The organism is Sphingobacterium puteale (genome assembly GCF_003627955.1).
GTDB classification, from domain to species: Bacteria; Bacteroidota; Bacteroidia; order Sphingobacteriales; family Sphingobacteriaceae; genus Sphingobacterium; species Sphingobacterium puteale.
Genome location: NZ_RBWS01000006.1, coordinates 323,317 through 339,423, shown reverse-complemented (window position 1 = coordinate 339,423; position 16,107 = coordinate 323,317). Strand labels below are relative to the sequence as shown.

The 16,107-nt window shown below is 40.8% G+C and carries 18 protein-coding genes; 2 read left to right on the top strand and 16 right to left on the bottom strand.

Annotation, left to right across the window (positions count from 1 at the left end):
* Positions 1-48 precede the first annotated feature (48 nt).
* Positions 49-1,107, top strand: coding sequence for a serine hydrolase domain-containing protein (locus D7322_RS08780; protein ID WP_121123290.1), 1,059 nt, complete (start codon positions 49-51; stop codon positions 1,105-1,107).
* Positions 1,108-1,248: 141 nt separating this feature from the next.
* Here D7322_RS08780 and D7322_RS08775 read toward each other — a convergent pair whose 3' ends face one another.
* On the bottom strand, positions 1,249-1,995 hold the full coding sequence (locus D7322_RS08775) for an SDR family oxidoreductase (RefSeq protein WP_121123285.1): 747 nt from the start codon (positions 1,993-1,995) through the stop codon (positions 1,249-1,251).
* Positions 1,996-2,098: 103 nt separating this feature from the next.
* On the opposite strand from D7322_RS08775, the gene D7322_RS08770 reads away from it, so the two are divergent.
* A complete protein-coding gene (locus D7322_RS08770) occupies positions 2,099-2,437 on the top strand; it encodes a winged helix-turn-helix transcriptional regulator (protein WP_121123283.1) in 339 nt (112 codons plus the stop codon).
* A gap of 71 nt (positions 2,438-2,508) precedes the next feature.
* Here D7322_RS08770 and D7322_RS08765 read toward each other — a convergent pair whose 3' ends face one another.
* The 15 genes from D7322_RS08765 to D7322_RS08690 form a co-directional block, all read right to left on the bottom strand.
* A complete protein-coding gene (locus tag D7322_RS08765; RefSeq protein ID WP_121123281.1) occupies positions 2,509-3,015 on the bottom strand; it encodes a DsbA family protein in 507 nt (168 codons plus the stop codon).
* Positions 3,016-3,017: 2 nt separating this feature from the next.
* Positions 3,018-3,479 (bottom strand): redoxin domain-containing protein, encoded by a 462-nt coding sequence (locus D7322_RS08760; protein ID WP_121123279.1) that lies wholly within the window; start codon positions 3,477-3,479, stop codon positions 3,018-3,020.
* Between the two features lie 4 nt (positions 3,480-3,483).
* Positions 3,484-4,176: a YoaK family protein gene (locus D7322_RS08755; protein ID WP_121123277.1), complete on the bottom strand. Its 693-nt coding sequence runs from the start codon at positions 4,174-4,176 to the stop codon at positions 3,484-3,486.
* Between the two features lie 5 nt (positions 4,177-4,181).
* On the bottom strand, positions 4,182-5,228 hold the full coding sequence (locus D7322_RS08750) for a cupin domain-containing protein (protein ID WP_121123275.1): 1,047 nt from the start codon (positions 5,226-5,228) through the stop codon (positions 4,182-4,184).
* A gap of 354 nt (positions 5,229-5,582) precedes the next feature.
* A complete protein-coding gene (locus tag D7322_RS08745; RefSeq protein WP_121123273.1) occupies positions 5,583-6,404 on the bottom strand; it encodes an alpha/beta fold hydrolase in 822 nt (273 codons plus the stop codon).
* Between the two features lie 229 nt (positions 6,405-6,633).
* Positions 6,634-8,823, bottom strand: coding sequence for a response regulator (locus tag D7322_RS08735; protein ID WP_121123510.1), 2,190 nt, complete (start codon positions 8,821-8,823; stop codon positions 6,634-6,636).
* Between the two features lie 82 nt (positions 8,824-8,905).
* Positions 8,906-9,601 (bottom strand): LytR/AlgR family response regulator transcription factor, encoded by a 696-nt coding sequence (locus tag D7322_RS08730; protein WP_121123269.1) that lies wholly within the window; start codon positions 9,599-9,601, stop codon positions 8,906-8,908.
* A gap of 71 nt (positions 9,602-9,672) precedes the next feature.
* Complete coding sequence (locus D7322_RS08725) at positions 9,673-10,146, bottom strand: Dps family protein (RefSeq protein ID WP_121123267.1); 474 nt, start codon at positions 10,144-10,146, stop codon at positions 9,673-9,675.
* Between the two features lie 44 nt (positions 10,147-10,190).
* Positions 10,191-11,159, bottom strand: coding sequence for an NAD(P)H-quinone oxidoreductase (locus D7322_RS08720; protein WP_121123265.1), 969 nt, complete (start codon positions 11,157-11,159; stop codon positions 10,191-10,193).
* Position 11,160: 1 nt separating this feature from the next.
* Entirely contained in the window at positions 11,161-11,631 is a 471-nt protein-coding gene (locus tag D7322_RS08715; RefSeq protein ID WP_121123263.1) for a lipocalin-like domain-containing protein, read from the bottom strand.
* A gap of 13 nt (positions 11,632-11,644) precedes the next feature.
* Positions 11,645-12,202 (bottom strand): hypothetical protein, encoded by a 558-nt coding sequence (locus D7322_RS08710; RefSeq protein WP_121123261.1) that lies wholly within the window; start codon positions 12,200-12,202, stop codon positions 11,645-11,647.
* A gap of 337 nt (positions 12,203-12,539) precedes the next feature.
* On the bottom strand, positions 12,540-13,343 hold the full coding sequence (locus D7322_RS08705) for a helix-turn-helix domain-containing protein (RefSeq protein ID WP_121123259.1): 804 nt from the start codon (positions 13,341-13,343) through the stop codon (positions 12,540-12,542).
* A gap of 29 nt (positions 13,344-13,372) precedes the next feature.
* Positions 13,373-14,347, bottom strand: coding sequence for an SDR family oxidoreductase (locus D7322_RS08700; RefSeq protein WP_121123257.1), 975 nt, complete (start codon positions 14,345-14,347; stop codon positions 13,373-13,375).
* 13 nt (positions 14,348-14,360) lie between these two features.
* Complete coding sequence (locus D7322_RS08695) at positions 14,361-15,272, bottom strand: oxidoreductase (RefSeq protein ID WP_121123255.1); 912 nt, start codon at positions 15,270-15,272, stop codon at positions 14,361-14,363.
* 224 nt (positions 15,273-15,496) lie between these two features.
* Entirely contained in the window at positions 15,497-15,940 is a 444-nt protein-coding gene (locus D7322_RS08690; RefSeq protein ID WP_121123253.1) for a carboxymuconolactone decarboxylase family protein, read from the bottom strand.
* Positions 15,941-16,107 lie beyond the last annotated feature (167 nt).

The following is a 16,107-nucleotide window of genomic DNA, read 5'->3' as shown; positions in this document are numbered from 1 at the left end:
ATGTCAATAGCTGATTGTCATACGAATATTAGAAAAAACAGATTTAAAATGAAAAATAAACTAGCCGCTCTATTAATTGCTATCCTTCCAACCTTTCTATTTGCACAAAATATTAATTCCGAAAAACTTGATACTTATTTTAATTCAATTGAAAATAAAAATCTAGGGATCGGCAGTCTATCTATATTTAAGAATGGGAAAGAAGTCTATACCAAACATTTTGGTCAAAAAAATATACCTGGATTGATCTACAATCAAAGTACAAAGTATCAGGTTGGCTCTGTTACCAAAATGATTACAGCAGTTCTAATTTTTAAGTTAATCGAGGATAACAAATTACATTTGACCGATAAACTTGCTGAGTTCTATCCTCAAATTCCCAATTCGGATAAAATAACCATAAAACATCTTCTTGGCCATACCAGCGGACTAGGCAGTTATGTTGTTAAAGATGGCGAAGTATGGGTAACTGAGAAGACAACTGATAAACAAATCATGGACCTGATCATCCAACAGGGGAAAAATTTTGAACCGGATGAAAAGGTCGCTTATTCAAATTCCGCATATTATCTACTTGCAAAAATCCTTGAAGAAAAATACCGAAAGTCCTATCAAAAAATTGTTAGAAATGAAATTATAAAACCGCTCGGATTAAAAAATTTAGATTCTTTCAGGCCCAATCAAAAAAACGTTTATCCACCTTATCGCTATAATGATAATTCTTGGCATCTATTAGATAAAGATCTCGACTTTCTTAATGTTATAGGCGTCGGCGACATTGCCGCAACCTCGTATGATTTAAATGTCTTCGTGAACAATTTGTTCCACAACAATATTATTAAAAAGGAAACGCTTCAGTTAATGGAACCTCTAATAGGAAAAGAAGATTGGGGAAGAGGAATCGCAGTCTGGGATTTTGAAGGGACCATATTTTATGGACATGGTGGGGATACCCTGGGATCCCATGCGGTTCTAATTTATAATAAAGAAGCCGATATTTCAATTGCTTATAATACCAACGGTGAACGGATCAAAAAGGAAGATTTCATAAAAAATGTAGTTAATGTTCTTTATGATAGAGAGGTTAAACTTCCAGAACTTAAGTAAGTTTTTCCTCATGTTCCAGATGCCCTTTGCTGAGCTGTATTTCCTAAAGATCGATACGTTAAGTAGTTGGTGTATATCATTAGAAAGTGCTGGAATTTTTTCAAGCTTCCAGCACCCACATTCCAAAAAATGAAGCCCCAATTATAAAACCATTCCACCGTCCATAAGGATTTCTGTTCCGGTCATGAAACTTGCCACATTGTTATCTGACAGGTAAATAACAGCTTTGGCTACATCTTCCGCAGTACCCATTTTTTGTAAAGGGATTCCGCTGATTAACCATTCATCAAGACCTTCCAATGTTTTTTCATCCAGTCCTGCTTTGGTCATAATCTCCGTTTTTGTAGGCCCCGGGCTCACTAAATTTACTCTGATTTTTCTTGGTGCCAGTTCTGCAGCAGCGGTCTTCGCAATGGAATTCAATGCTGCTTTGCTTGCCTGGTAAATCGAGCTATTTGGTTTAGATGTGGTCGCGACGTTGGATGAAAGAAATACCACTGAAGCACCATCGTTCAACAGGGGAATAAATTTGCTCAAGGTAAAATAAGCTCCTCTGAAATTAATACCCATTACATCGTCAAAATTTTCGGCACTCATATTTTCGATCGGACCTAAACTTCCAGTGATGCCTGCATTAATAAACAGGATGTCAACTTTTCCGAATTGCTTTTCAACTTGGGTTTTGAAATTTTCAATATCTTCCAATTTCCCTTGATCTGCCACAAAAGAAATAGCCCCTAACGCTGCAGCAGCCTTTTCAATGGCTTCTTTTCGTCTTCCGGTGATAATTACTTCTGCTCCTTCTGCGATTAATTCTTTTGCGGTTGCATATCCTATTCCGCTGTTTCCACCTGTTACGATGGCTAATTTGTTATTGAACTTATTCATTTCTTTGATTTTTTTACAAAGTTATAGGGGAAATGGTATACTTTTGTTATCAGTATAACTGAGTATATCAGTATCATCAATTATATCATTTAACTTTGTAATCATGGAAAGAGATCAGACAGAAGAACTTAGAGCGTTGCAGGACACTCTTTATTTCATTGGAGGAAAGTGGCGAATTCCTGTCATTAATTCGCTTTGCAACGGCAACCGGCGTTTTCGCGAAATTGAAAGAAGTATCCCCGGGATTACGACAAGAATGCTTTCAAAAGAACTGAAAGATATGGAGTTAAATAAGTTGGTTAAACGAACTGTTTATCCCGATATTCCTGTTTTAATTGAATATGAGCCCACTGAATATTGCAGGACTTTCGGGAATATTATTTCGGAAATGATTATTTGGGGTAGAGAACATCGAAAAATGATTGTGGAGGATAAGGTTTAGAATCGTATTCTATGTACTACCATCAGCTAAAAAGTCGCTGATGGTAGTACCGCTCCAATAAATCTCCTTTTTTATTTAATGAAAAGCTTGAAAAGGTCTTCAGCCCCAGCGTCAAACTTCTTGCCATTAACATAAAAGGATGGTGTCCCATTGACTCCGCTGATAACTCCGCCCTGAAAATCGGCATCTATTTTATTCGCCAGCTCCTCTTTTTGTATATCGGACTTAAACTTTTCCATATCTAATCCTATTTCTTCTGCCATTTTAAAAAGATACAGGTCGTCCAGGTATTGCTGATTTTCGTAAATAGCGTCATGCATTTCCCAGAACTTATCCTGCAAAGAAGCAGCTTCTGCAGCGATCGCGGCTGGAAGCGCATATTCATGCATTTCTGAAAGCGGGAAGTTTCTAAATACAAATTTCACCTCTCCGCTAAATTTTTTCAAGAGCTTCTTTAGCACCGGATAAGCGGCTCCACAGTAGGGACATTGGTAGTCACCATATTCTACGATAACTAAATCGGCATTTAGATTGCCTTGGGCGTGGTCAGTAGTACTGACAGGTATTTTTAATGACATAATTATTTTATTTTAAGATTTTCAAGAGTGTCCAATATTCCATCTGCACCGGGATTTACCGCCGTCGGTGATTTGTAGCTCCATTGGATGATACCTTCTTTATCGATTACAAAAAGAGCGCGGTTGCACTGACCTTCATTCTCATTATAGACATCGTATTTCTTTGCTACTCCCCCCTTTGGTTCAAAGTCTGCAAGGAGCGGAAAGTGTAGGTTACGGGACTGCGAAAAAGCCAGATGGCACCATTTGCTGTCCACAGAAATTCCGAACAGTTCTGCGTCATACTTTTTAAAGTACTTGAGCATTTCATTGTACAGTGCCATCTGATCACTGCAGACCGGACTCCAGTCGGCAGGATAGAATGCTAAGATCACGTTACGACCCTTAAATTCGGATAATGTAACTTTCTGGTCTGGTGTTGCAAATAATGTAAAATCAGGCGCAACAGTATTTTTTTCTAACATAATTTTAATCTTTAATAATTGATATAGGGAATAAGAATGCAGATGCCAGTAGAAAAAACGCTGGTAGAAGCAGTGTCCACTTTGTAAGCATATCAAGAAGCATCGGCGCGATAAAAGCACCCAAGATAAAACCTATCCAAAGAATCAACAAACGGATGGTATTCGATCTATAGGTAGTCCTATCCTCTTTGCTATTGCTCATAGTATACATCGCCGAGTTCTTTGCCAGACTGTTTAACGTCCCCGTCACAAAATCGGTATTTACATTTTGCTTTCCTACCGAAGTAACGATCGTGTTCATCATCCCCATTGAAAAGCCGATAATGACCAGCGAGCTATAGTTCGGTATCTGATAATAGCTACCAACGATACTGTAAGTGATTAAAATGCCCGCCACAATAAAGAATTTGGATGAAAATTTTCGCTGTCTCTGACACTGCGAGAGACATGTGCCCAGGTAGATACCACTTACAAAGCTCCCAATTACGCATAGCGATGAGCTGATGACTTCTACTGTTCCTGTGTCTATCGCTGTTCCAAGCTGCGTGGTATTCCCGCTCATAAAAGAAACATAGGTTTTCCATTTGATCAGCCCAACTGCATCGATATACCCAGCTATGAAAGCAAGTAGTATCGCTAATTTTTCTTGTACCCCTATTTTGTCAGCGGACAGAAAAGCTTTCTTTTCTGGCAACATAAGTTTTATATTTTAGGTTGAATAAAAATCTTTTTTGTTGGAAATTTTTCAATTTCACCATCCGTCAGCCCGAAATTTGTCACCACGACATCTTTAGGGTTGCCTGAAAGCCATTCGCTCAGATCAATAGACTCGTATTTCCCGCTGTTAAATCCGATAAGAACACGGCACAGGGTATCGCCTGTATTTTTAATGTAGTGCCCGGCTCCCATGGGTACATAGCCTACGTCACCTGCATTGAACTGTTCGGTGACTACAGTACCCTCAGCAAGAAAAACAGACATCTCCGCCTGGCCCGAAATATAATACTGCCACTCGTCGGCATTCGGATGCCAGTGCATTTCCCGAAGTGCCCCAGGCTGCAATTCAAGGATAGAACCAGCCATGGTCGTACTGATCGGAAACTCCTTACTCGTAACCAATCGCTGGAGACCGCCCCCGGGAATGATTCTAGGCTGTTGTGCGTGAAGCGGATAACGATGTAGATTAGTAAGTTCTATGTCAGATTCTTCTGGTCTAGCATTAGCATTAAACGACAATTCATCCGGGACAATACCAGCTGCGAAATAGGCTTCTCTTTTCGGTAGTGCAGCAACTTCTTCCAAAGTCAACCCTAAATTCTGTGCTACAATTTCTGGAGGCATACTGGCAACGAAGTCAGTTACGCTAAATGTGTGGTCTTCGGAAAAATTACCGTTGTCAAATATCAGGATGAAATGACACTCTTCATTTCCTGTTGCCTGTATCGAATGTCCATAACCTTTAGGAAAGTACCATACATCACCCGGCTCAAAATTGTCAGTATAACTATGACCGTCCGGATGAATGATAGTCGTACGAACAGTTCCTGAAATTACATAAGCCCATTCAGCAGCATTTGCATGCCAATGAAGCTCTCTCATACTGCCCGGCTGTAATCGCATCGACACACCTGCGATTCCGATCGATGCTGGGAAGTCAGTTACAGAAGCCCCTCTGGTGGTCCCACCATCGTTTGTACGGGGTTCTTTTTTTTCTAATTCGTACTTGAAGCTTAAAGATGTCGTTTTCATAATATTGTTTTTTTAACGATTGATATTCCTGTTTTTTACTAACGTAAATTTACCGAAGAAAGGACGCTGTTGTTGCTGACTTTCGGTGAACAGGCAGATATGATCGTTGAAACAGTGCTATAGCGAGACATTCGTCCTTCAAATGATCAGTCAAATTATTCGTTTATCGGGAGTCGCTTCTAGACTTACCTTTTTTAGAATGTAAGTATTCAGCGATAAGCTGGCATGTACTACGCACAATCTAAATGTGCTAAGTTGAAAGGCTTATAAAATTGAGTGGGGCATGCTTAATTACACGTTAACAAAAAAAGTGAGCCATGGAGCTCACTTTTTTATACTTTTTGTACGACTGTTTTAGGATTCAATAAAAGCTAGGATATCTTTATTAATCGTAGGAGCCTCAGTCGTAGGCATGCCGTGGGGAAACCCCGGGTAAGTAATCAAGGTTCCGTTCTTTAAGAGTTTAGCTGATTTAACGCCGGCATTTTCATAAGGAACAATCTGATCATCCTCACCGTGCAGCACCAGGACAGGAATATCAACTGCTTTCAAATCTTCGTTGAAATCTGTTTCAGAAAAAGCTTTGATACCCTCATAATGGGCAACAATTCCCCCCATCATACCCTGTCTCCACCAGTTTCTCCGAATTCCTTCTTTAATATCGGCTCCCGCTCTGTTGTAACCGTAAAAAGGAAGTGTTAGATCGATATAAAATTGTTGTCTATTGTTCAAAGTCTGATCCCTGATATTATCGAATACCGCAATCGGCACACCATCTGGGTTACTTTCGTTTTGTACCATGATCGGAGGAACAGCACTGATAAGTACAGCTTTTTTAGCTCTTCCTTTCGAATATTTGTTCACATAACGAATTACCTCACCCCCGCCTGTTGAGTGACCGATATGAATGACATCCTTTAGGTCGAGAAATTCAACAAGCTCGGCAGCGTCAGCAGCGTACTGCTCAATGGTGTGTCCATAAATATCCTGACTCGATCTGCCATGGCCTCTCCGATCATGAGTGACTACGCGATAACCTCTCTGTAGGAAGAAAATCACCTGTGCATCCCAGTCATCGGAAGATAATGGCCAGCCGTGGTGAAACATCAATACTGGACCCTGTCCTTGGTCTTTGTAAAAAATTTCTGTTCCGTCTTTTAGTTTTAAAATGCTCATAGCTATTTGGTTTAAATGTGAATATGTATTTTCTTTTTGCTACCATAAAACTACACGAACAATTAGCCAATTTCAATAATCATTCGACGAATGGGCAAAATGAATCGTTAAAATCCGATTATCAGAAAAATACTGAATTCAACATATTTTCATCATACTATGAAACAACAAAAAAGATCATCAAGCATGACTTGATGATCTTTTCAATTACTTATTGTTAATGTATAACTTAGTCCGTATAACTTGCTAATAAACGTTGAGCTTCCTCGACGGCTATGGTAAGGATCTGCTCGACTTCCGTTAAAACACCTTCCGATAATGTGTTCTGTTCGGTTGTAAGTTCAAGTGTTCCCAATTTATCATCAAGAATAGGAAGCAATCCCATAATGGCGACGCTGGTTTTAAAATCATGTGCTCTTAATTTAAATCTGGAGAAATCTTGATTTGCGTAAGCAGCCTTTAGCTCCTGAAGCTGGCCCGGAATTTTGTCAATAAACTGGCTGGTCACCTTTCTTTCGAAACTTATGTCTCCACGGCTCACTGTGTGCATGTAAGCCAGATTTAAATAATTGAAATCTTCACTATTTTTATCTTCGATCTGCTGTTTGCCATCAATCCCTAGCCCAAAATGTGAAATAAGTTTGAACAGCTCCTCTTCGTTAATAGGTTTAGAAATATATTCATCCATTCCCCTACTGAGGCATTTTTCCCGTTCACCTGCCAGGGCATGCGCAGTCATGGCGATGATCGGAATATCCAATTTTAATACTTCCCGGATATGTTGTGTCGCTGCATATCCGTCCATTTGGGGCATCTGCAAATCCATCAATACCAAGTCGCAATGTTTGGTTTTCAGATATTCAATGGCTTCCAGTCCATTGGAAACAATTCCGAAATCAACATTCCATTGCCCCAGCATATGCTTCATCAGACTTTGGTTCATCGTATTATCATCAACGACTAAAATATGAAGTGGTAAATTTGAATAATCCTTGAAATAATCGGTATCGACCACCGAAGCGGCTAACAATTGTTCCTGTGCTATCCCATAAGGAATAAAAAAATTAAAAGTCGTCCCTCTTCCCTGCTCACTCTGAACCTCGATATCACCATGTTGCAGTAGAATCAGATTTTTTACAATAGACAATCCAAGTCCTGTTCCTCCGTAATTACGCGTAATAGAATCCTCTCCCTGATTAAAACGTTCAAACACATCGCCTAATTTTTCCTTGTCAATTCCAATTCCAGTATCGGCAATAATAAATCCAACAACAACTTTACCCTCACTTATGCTTTTGTTATAAATTTCGATATTGATACTGCCCTGTTTGGTAAATTTAATGGCATTACCGATCAAGTTTACCAAAATCTGTGTTAACCTCGTCGCATCCCCCATTAGCGTATCCGGAATCGACTTGTCGATCTTACTTGAAATCAATAGTCCTTTTTCTTTTGCCCTTTCAGTGAAGAAGGTTTCTACAGAATTTAACAACCCACTGATACTAAATGTCCCAACAGTGATGCGCATCATTCCGGCCTCTATTTTAGAAAGATCAAGTATGTCATTTATGATCGTCATCAAATTCTCGCCGGATCGCTGAATGGATGACACAAATTCGGAAGAAGTCTCATCCAGTGCTCTTTTTTGGAGTAGATTGGTAAAACCAAGGATTCCACTGAGCGGAGTCCTTATCTCATGACTCATATTAGCAAGAAAATTTTCCTTGGTCTGAGCTGCAATAGAAGCTTTCTTTTCTGCAGCATCCAATTCCTCGATCAGCACCCGTTGTCGGCGGAATTGGCGGAGGATATGAAAGCCCACCACGGATCCACTCAAAATCAATAAAATTAACAAAGAGATATCATAGATCCTTGCTTTTCTGCCCATTGCTTCACTCTGTCTACTGAGGTCACTCATGTGCAACTGCCTGCTTTTATAGATCTTAGCCGTGATTGCTGTAATTTCATTAGAAATAATTCGGGCTCTTGGATTGGCAATAGAGGTCTGGTCATCCATGTTTCCTAAGGAACTATAACGTGCCAGAAGCTGATCCCGGACTATTTTTTTGTCCATAGCCAGTACCCCGAGTCGCTGTATCAGCTTTTCTTCCACAGGGTCTGCATTATCTTTGGACAAAGAATCAAGAAAGTTCTCGATCTCATTTATCTTTTTGTCGATACCTTCCAGATGGGTCGTATCATTTGTTGCTATCGATGCCCTGATCCTACTTTCCACGCCAAGGATATCGCGATCGATCTCCCTCAGATGATTACTCGCACGGAGCTCAGCCAAAAGTGTGTTATTATTCTGTATCAGCGCCTTTGTATTGCTGGCCGAATTAACCTGAACGGCGATCAGAAGTACTGTTCCCGCAATAAATGTCAGAATTATAAAATAGCTAAACCGTTTACTGTTCATTACAGAGTTTTTTGTCATATATAAAAGCTAAGAAGGTTTTGGCGGCTTCGTGGATCAGGACGAAAATAACAGCAGTTTACGACTAAAATACATTCATTCTTGTATTAAGAGCCTTTCGATAGGCATCTGCTACAGGAATAAACTGGCCATTTATAATAATACCACCATCCTGTAATGTATCTATTTTACTGACGGATATTATGTAGGACCGATGTACTCTGATAAAGTCGTTTTTTGGTAAACGCTCCTCTGCGGTTTTCATCTTGCCATGAATGGCAAACATCTTTTCTCTCGTATAAAATTTCACATAATCTCCCATCGCCTCAGCGTAAAAGATATCTTCAAGCTTCAGGCGCCTTGTCACGTTAGCGTCTCTGACAAACAAAAATTCATCATTGGTGACATGCACATTCTCTTTTCTGCTATCAAGGATTGACTGGGCTTTCTCCACTGACTGTAAAAACCGGACAGGAGAAATGGGCTTTAAAATATAATCCGCGATATTAAGCTCAAAAGCCTCGATCGCATATTCCCTTTTGGAGGAAGTGAAAATGATGATTGTATCTTTTCCCGATAAACTTTTGGTAAGTTCAATACCTGTCATTTCGGGCATTTCAATATCCAGAAAGAGCAGGTCAACCTCGTTCTTCTGAATAAAATGGTAGGCCTCCATAGCGTTTGAAAATTCCTGCACGATGGTAAGGTCAGGAACCTGCTTTGCCAAATGGGCCAAGGTCGTTCTTGCAATATCATTATCGTCAACAATCAGAGCTTTCATAGTAATAAGTATATATGTTAATATGACAAATATACTTATTACTTTCTTTTTTTATCGCTATCCAATAGCTCCTATCTAAAATATGAACGGATCATCCATGCCATCTCCTCATGGCTTTCCATCAGTCCCGTAATGAAGTCGCTGGTTCCATAATCTTTAAATTCCTCGGCAAAAGGTGTAATATTTCCACGTAAAAATTCGATAATACTTTCGTGATCTGCCAGTAGGTCTTTCATATACCCAAGGCCATCATTTGTCCTTTCACTGTATTCCGTAAGGTGTGTTAGTTCCAAATAGATCTTCATCGTTGCCGGAGCATAATGTCCAATTTTTCGAATGCGTTCTGCAACGCTATCGATTATCCCGTCCAACTGCTTGTACTGTTCTTCAAAGAAAATATGGTTTGCATGGAAGTTTTCTCCGGTCACATTCCAATGGGCATTTCGAGTTTTGATATAAAGTATATTTTCATCGGCCAATAATTTTGCCAATTGTTCAGCAACAGCATTTGTATCTGTTTCGGTAATTCCAATATTCGCTTTCATGGTATTTATAAATTAAGTGTTTGATAATTATATTTTTCTAATGTTTATCTGACAAAAACAATCTTACCGGTATGTGCGCCATTTTCAAGTAATTTATGCGCTTGTGCAGCTTCTTTAAAGGGAAATGTCTGGTAAATGATGGGTCTGAACTTCTTTGATTCTAGCAATGGCCAAACATTCTTCTTAACTTCAGCTGTCAAGTATTTTTTGAACTCATATGCTCTGTTTCTTAACGTACTGCCTGTTATAGTGAGACGCATTACCATCATCTTCCAGAGATCCAGATCGACATGGCTGCCCGAAACGGCGTTGATATGAACAAGTCTCCCCTCGGGTTTTAATATATTGACATTTTTTTGCAAATAATCACCTCCGATCATATCCAGGATAACGTCAACGCCCTCCTGCTGGAGTTCTCTTTCAAAATCCTGCTTTTTATAATTAATATAAAAATCTGCTCCCAAATCGATACAGTTCTGACCTTTCTCATCAGATCCGACGGTGACAATGACGCGTGACCCGAGCGCATGTGCCAATTGAATCCCAGTAATACCAATACCACTGTTTCCGCCGTGTATCAGAAGGGTTTCATGAGGTTTTAAAGCTCCTCTCTGAAAGACATTTGACCATACGGTAAACACGGTCTCGGGTAGACTTGCAGCCTCGGCATAACTGAGATCAGCAGGTATTTCAAGGCATTGCCCTTCACGTACACAAACAAATTCGGCGTATCCCCCGCCTGCAAGCAATGCACACACTTTATCTCCCACCTTAAAGTTCAACACCTCTGGCCCACACTCCACGACAACCCCACTTATCTCAAGACCCAATATATCTGCCGGGACACCTGCGGGAGCGGGATAATTGCCCTGTCGCTGAAATATATCCGATCTATTAAGTCCTGCTGCTTTTACTTCGATCAAAACTTCATCACCTGTAGCTTTTGGAGTTTCAAATTCTTTAAGCTGTAGTACCTCAGGACCACCATAGCTTGACATTACAACCGCTTTCATTTTAATCAATTTTTAGATTTAAATTTTCTGCTCTTTTCCATTTCAGTTTATGGATAACTACTTTTCCCTCAGACAGGAAGGGTTTGCCGCTTTCTAAGATCAGATATTCATTTTCAAAATGTATATTCCTATTTTGTGTTTGACCTGTCCAATTCGGAAAAAGAGAAATATACATTGTATGGCTTAATGTCTGTTCGTTATGATTAGCAGCAAAAGGCCCTGAATATGCTAAATAGGTAGAGCCTTCCTGTATGTATTCTTCTGCTGTAGCTCCGGTCCAATGCTCCTCGCTAAAGTTCTTCCGGTCAGCATTCATGATCTGCGCGGACATATAGCCATCAGAATTATATATAATCAGACCTTTTGGTGTTTCACCCATGGGGTAGGAAATGTCCCCACTTTCAAGTGTTACTTCTACCAGCTCCACCAATGTCCAGGTACCGATCAATTTGTCAAATAATGTATTTTCCATTTTAAAGAAATTTTTAAAAAGGTTGGTTGTATTTTCCTGTAAGGGCTTTATTTTCTATACTTTTAGCAAAGTTGGGTGTCTCCTCATGATTGTGCGCATCCGAAGCGGCCTGTCTTGCTGCTGCTGCATCGGAAAGATTTATTCCATTTTCTTTAATATAAGCCAGCATCTCTGGAGTAGCAGTCGCGTGGATCTCATTGGTGTAAAGACAGGAGTTATCGTCAATTCTGGTAGCCTTAAGTTCCCAAAGTACCTGTACTTTTGTATGGCCTCCTTTAGTGATTGAATCTGAAATCGAAAGCATCCGACAGTAAGCAGGTTCATGGACAACAGCTACGTAGTGCTGTACCATTAATGCGTCTCCTATTGTTTCGACATTAAGCGAAACCGGTTCTCCGTCAAATGTTGTGGAGATTGCTGCACCGATATGCTGTGTTGAACACCTTTGGTATTCCGCATCAGGCAGGTTCAATAACCAGTCTGCGATATTTACCTTTTCAATTGGGGCATTGATGATTGCTGTAACTGCTGAATGTGACAATGCGTTTTCTGAGGTTTGAATAATTTCCATAATACTAAATTTTTGAATGATTGATTTGTATTTACTGATGTAAATCTATGCCTATTTACCGTCCGCTGAATTCACTATCCATCGGACGGGCATAAAGTATCGTTAAAAAGGGAATATTGATCGTTGGGGGGATGGTCGGTAAAGTCCGCTGCAAAACGCGCAGTCACTATATGTTTTTTGCGCTCAGAGTGTCAGTTAATGTCCTTATGTAATCTGATGGTTTCCTTAAGTTTATTTCAGCTTCAAGAACGGCATTATAGATGAAATGGCCTTGGGAGGTTTTTTGGTTTAACCTCACAGTCAACTGGATTTTTAGTTGAACTTTTGCTAATTGTTATTAAATGCGATTTGAAATTGGCTTTGCTATCTCATTTGGCGTCTTTCCAAATTCTTTCTTGAACGCGTAGGAAAAATGCGACAGGTCTTCAAAACCTACTTCGAGATAGACATCACTTGGTTTCTTGGATTGCTCGGCGATTTGAAAATAAGCTTCCTGCAATCTTTTCTTCTTGAGCCAGATACCCGGGGTCGTTCCGAATATGCGTTGAAAATCCCGCTTGAAGGTCGATAGGCTCCTCCCCGTAAAAAATGCAAATTTTTCCAGGCTGATGTTAAACCTGAAATTTTTGTTCATGTATTCCTTTAAATTAATCCGATCAGGTAACGAGAAGTTGAACAATATGTTAATCAGGTCAGGATTCGATTTCAATAGAATAATCAATAACTCCTCTCTCTTTACGTCAACAAAATCCGCACTGATCTCAAGATCACCGGTATAGTAAGGTTCCAGTGATATTATAAAATTCTGGATGAGCTTGTTTTCCGGTATAAAAATAAAGGAGTCACTGATGGTTGATGGCCGGACGTCATAAACATGCCGTTCAAGGAAGCGCTTCAGGAATGCTTCATCCAGGGTGATGATGATTTTTTCAAACGCATCATTGTCCTTGTATTTCGTATAACGTACCAAATGATTTTTCCGGGCGATACAATAGTCGCCCGGTTTCATTGTGTAGTTTTTCTCGCCGTCATAAGCCTTCATATCGCCCTTCAATAAGTATAGAAAATAGTTTTCCGGTATATAGTTCTCGGGAGAGATCTCCGGGCCAAGGTGACAGGATTGGATGTTGTTAACTTTCATGGTTTACCAAATATACTGATCCCTACAGATTAATTTTGCGTATTACTGAAATTGTAACTGTCCACACTTGCAAGTATCGCTTCCTCTCTGGTGCGGGGCTTCCAGCCCAGTGTTTCAGCGGCTTTTTTATGGGACATCTGCGTATACTCTTCGACTGGAGTGGGCTGCATAGTAGCAATTTTTCCGGCCAATTTGGGCCGTTCTTTTTTGATCAGTTCCGCCACATCATAAAAAGACATCGCCCCTTCCGATGTTGCTAGAAATCGCTGTCCGGCAGCTTCGGGATGTAACATGGCTTTGATATGGATATCAGCAACATCGCGCACATCCACCGCACCAAATGTAAATGGTGCATTTTCCTTAATGTGTCCCTCCACAATTCCCTTGACGACAGTATCCAGGGAGGCCGAGGAAATACCGCCAAGTATAGGACCAAAAATTCCGACGGGATTGATGACCGTTAACTCCATAGCAGGGGCTTCATCCTCCATAAATTGCCATGCGGCTTTTTCTGCAATTGTTTTTGATTTTATATAAGCCTGTACCGGTGCGTTTTCATCGGTCCAGTCAAGTTCTGTAAAAACATGATTTCTGGGATCGATGCTATAACCGATTGCAGCAAAAGAGGATGTGAGCACCACGCGCTTAACCCCAGCCTTTTTCGCAGCTTTCAACGCTCTCAACGTACCTTCTTTTGCGGGGATAATCAGCTCATTTTCGTCTTTGGGCTGCTCAGCCACAAATGGGGAAGCAACATGAAGGACATAATCACAACCTTGTGCTGCTTCATCCCAACCATTATCGGAGAGCAGATCGGCCTCATAAAAAGACAGCTGATCAAAAGTGCTGATGCCACCTGCTGTAAGGGCATCCAAAATTTCGTTTTTACGGGAGAGCGTGCGCAGTGTTGTTCTTACGGTAAATCCTTTTTTGAGTAATTCAAGAATAATATTTACCCCCAAAAATCCGGTACCGCCGGTTACTAAAACTGTTTGATTGTTCATTTCAGATCAATTATTAGAATTTGTAAGTCAATTGTATGGCGTTTTCGGCATATTCCCAGAGCCTTTTGGCAAGCGCTTCATCGTTCATGGCTGCTGTATGATGGCCGGACAAGGCCGGATATCCCGCATATTCTTTCGGACCGTCCGGGCCGTAGAATTTACCACCCTCAACGGATGGATCTGTTGCTGCAAATAGGCTTGGCAGGGCACCCTGCCAGGGCTCCATCACCTGATCAAATGCAGCAAACATACCTTCCAGATTTTCACCCGGGATATTCCGCTGCAGATCGGTTCGCGTGACGCCGGGATGCGCCGCCACAGAAATGGCCGATATACGGGCATTTTTGAATCTCCGGTCCAGCTCGTAGCTAAACAAGATATCTGCCAGCTTGCTTACGGCATATTCACGCCATTCATCATAGTTCTTTTCCAGTCTGAGGTTGTCAAAGTCAATGCTGTCCACCAAAGTAGCCGCCCCACTGGAAAGTGTCACTACTCGGGCATTGGCGGTCTGCTTAACGAGCGACAGCAAATATCCTGTCAGCGCAAAATGCCCCATAAAGTTTACGCCGAACTGCATTTCAAAGCCGTCATCCGTTTTAGCAGCTGGAGGAACCATCACTCCGGCATTGTTGATGAGCATATCCAGTTTTGTATGCTTTTGCATAAAGTGATCTGCAAATTCCCGAATCAGGCCGATGTTTGCGAGGTCCAGCATTCCATAGTCCAATGTCCCTTTGCCAGCCGTATCGGATTGGATTTTTTGAATGGCATTCTTTGCTTTCTGGATATCCCTTGCGGCAAGGGTCACATGTGCACCTGCTTCATACAGCGCTTTTGCTGTTTCAAACCCTATACCGGTGTTTGATCCGGTAACGATTGCTATTTTTCCTGTTAAATCAGGGATGTTATTTTTTGTCCACATAACCTTTATTTTTTTTACAAAGTTCGTCGAATTGCTGTTATGTCGTTTTGTTGTGGAGTTCAAATTTCCTTTGTTGTGAAGGTCAACTCTGTTGATTATAATCTGATGGCCACTGCTCGTTTTTGCTGGCCGCGTTACATCGCCTTTGCTATAGAATTTATCAGAATAAGGGAGCTAATGAAATACTTCTGGTTCATTTCCACAGCTCCCTATAAACGTACGTATTAATCTTCTATTTCCAGATGAGTACTCAAGGCAATACGGTTCCAGCCATTGATGGTGACGATGAGCATGATGATCTGAGCGATCTGGTTTTCGGAGAAAATCTCGGACGCCTTGCTGTAGGTTTCTTCACTTAATCCGTTTTGGTGTATAAGGGTTACTTCCTCCGTCATTGCCAGTATGGTCTGCTCCTCTTCGGTGAAAAATTTGATAGCCTCTCTCCAGGCACTCAACAAAAAGATACGCTCTGGTCTTTCACCGTTTTTGATGGCATCCTTGGTGTGCATGCTAATACAGTAAGCACAGTTGTTGATCTGTGATGCACGGATTTTGGCGAGTTCTTTAAGCGTTTGCGAGATCTCAATTTTTGACAGATAACCCTCTAATCCTAACATTGCCTTGAATGCCTGTGGTTCTGTTGTGCTGATGTTGATTCGTTTTTCCATTTTTCTTATTTTTTATTTTGATACTACAAAATTGGAGAATGGAGCGCCGGAAAAACTTAAACGGGTTTAAGAAAAATTCTTTTTGCGGATTTCGCTGAGATACTCGGGTGTAAAGCCCAGATAGGAAGCAACGCTAAGCCTTCCAACATTTGCATTTTACCTGCAGA

What these genes read in the sequence shown, in the direction of transcription:
- D7322_RS08690 (WP_121123253.1), bottom strand. Translation starts at nt 15,940, where the DNA reads ATGGAAAAACGAATCAACATCAGCACAACAGAACCACAGGCATTCAAG.
- D7322_RS08750 (WP_121123275.1), bottom strand. Translation starts at nt 5,228, where the DNA reads ATGAAAACGACATCTTTAAGCTTCAAGTACGAATTAGAAAAAAAAGAA.
- D7322_RS08775 (WP_121123285.1), bottom strand. Translation starts at nt 1,995, where the DNA reads ATGAATAAGTTCAATAACAAATTAGCCATCGTAACAGGTGGAAACAGC.
- D7322_RS08730 (WP_121123269.1), bottom strand. Translation starts at nt 9,601, where the DNA reads ATGAAAGCTCTGATTGTTGACGATAATGATATTGCAAGAACGACCTTG.
- D7322_RS08770 (WP_121123283.1), top strand. Translation starts at nt 2,099, where the DNA reads ATGGAAAGAGATCAGACAGAAGAACTTAGAGCGTTGCAGGACACTCTT.
- D7322_RS08755 (WP_121123277.1), bottom strand. Translation starts at nt 4,176, where the DNA reads ATGTTGCCAGAAAAGAAAGCTTTTCTGTCCGCTGACAAAATAGGGGTA.
- D7322_RS08745 (WP_121123273.1), bottom strand. Translation starts at nt 6,404, where the DNA reads ATGAGCATTTTAAAACTAAAAGACGGAACAGAAATTTTTTACAAAGAC.
- D7322_RS08715 (WP_121123263.1), bottom strand. Translation starts at nt 11,631, where the DNA reads ATGGAAAATACATTATTTGACAAATTGATCGGTACCTGGACATTGGTG.
- D7322_RS08700 (WP_121123257.1), bottom strand. Translation starts at nt 14,347, where the DNA reads ATGAACAATCAAACAGTTTTAGTAACCGGCGGTACCGGATTTTTGGGG.
- D7322_RS08760 (WP_121123279.1), bottom strand. Translation starts at nt 3,479, where the DNA reads ATGTTAGAAAAAAATACTGTTGCGCCTGATTTTACATTATTTGCAACA.
- D7322_RS08735 (WP_121123510.1), bottom strand. Translation starts at nt 8,823, where the DNA reads ATGAACAGTAAACGGTTTAGCTATTTTATAATTCTGACATTTATTGCG.
- D7322_RS08725 (WP_121123267.1), bottom strand. Translation starts at nt 10,146, where the DNA reads ATGAAAGCGAATATTGGAATTACCGAAACAGATACAAATGCTGTTGCT.
- D7322_RS08695 (WP_121123255.1), bottom strand. Translation starts at nt 15,272, where the DNA reads ATGTGGACAAAAAATAACATCCCTGATTTAACAGGAAAAATAGCAATC.
- D7322_RS08720 (WP_121123265.1), bottom strand. Translation starts at nt 11,159, where the DNA reads ATGAAAGCGGTTGTAATGTCAAGCTATGGTGGTCCTGAGGTACTACAG.
- D7322_RS08765 (WP_121123281.1), bottom strand. Translation starts at nt 3,015, where the DNA reads ATGTCATTAAAAATACCTGTCAGTACTACTGACCACGCCCAAGGCAAT.
- D7322_RS08780 (WP_121123290.1), top strand. Translation starts at nt 49, where the DNA reads ATGAAAAATAAACTAGCCGCTCTATTAATTGCTATCCTTCCAACCTTT.
- D7322_RS08705 (WP_121123259.1), bottom strand. Translation starts at nt 13,343, where the DNA reads ATGAAAGTTAACAACATCCAATCCTGTCACCTTGGCCCGGAGATCTCT.
- D7322_RS08710 (WP_121123261.1), bottom strand. Translation starts at nt 12,202, where the DNA reads ATGGAAATTATTCAAACCTCAGAAAACGCATTGTCACATTCAGCAGTT.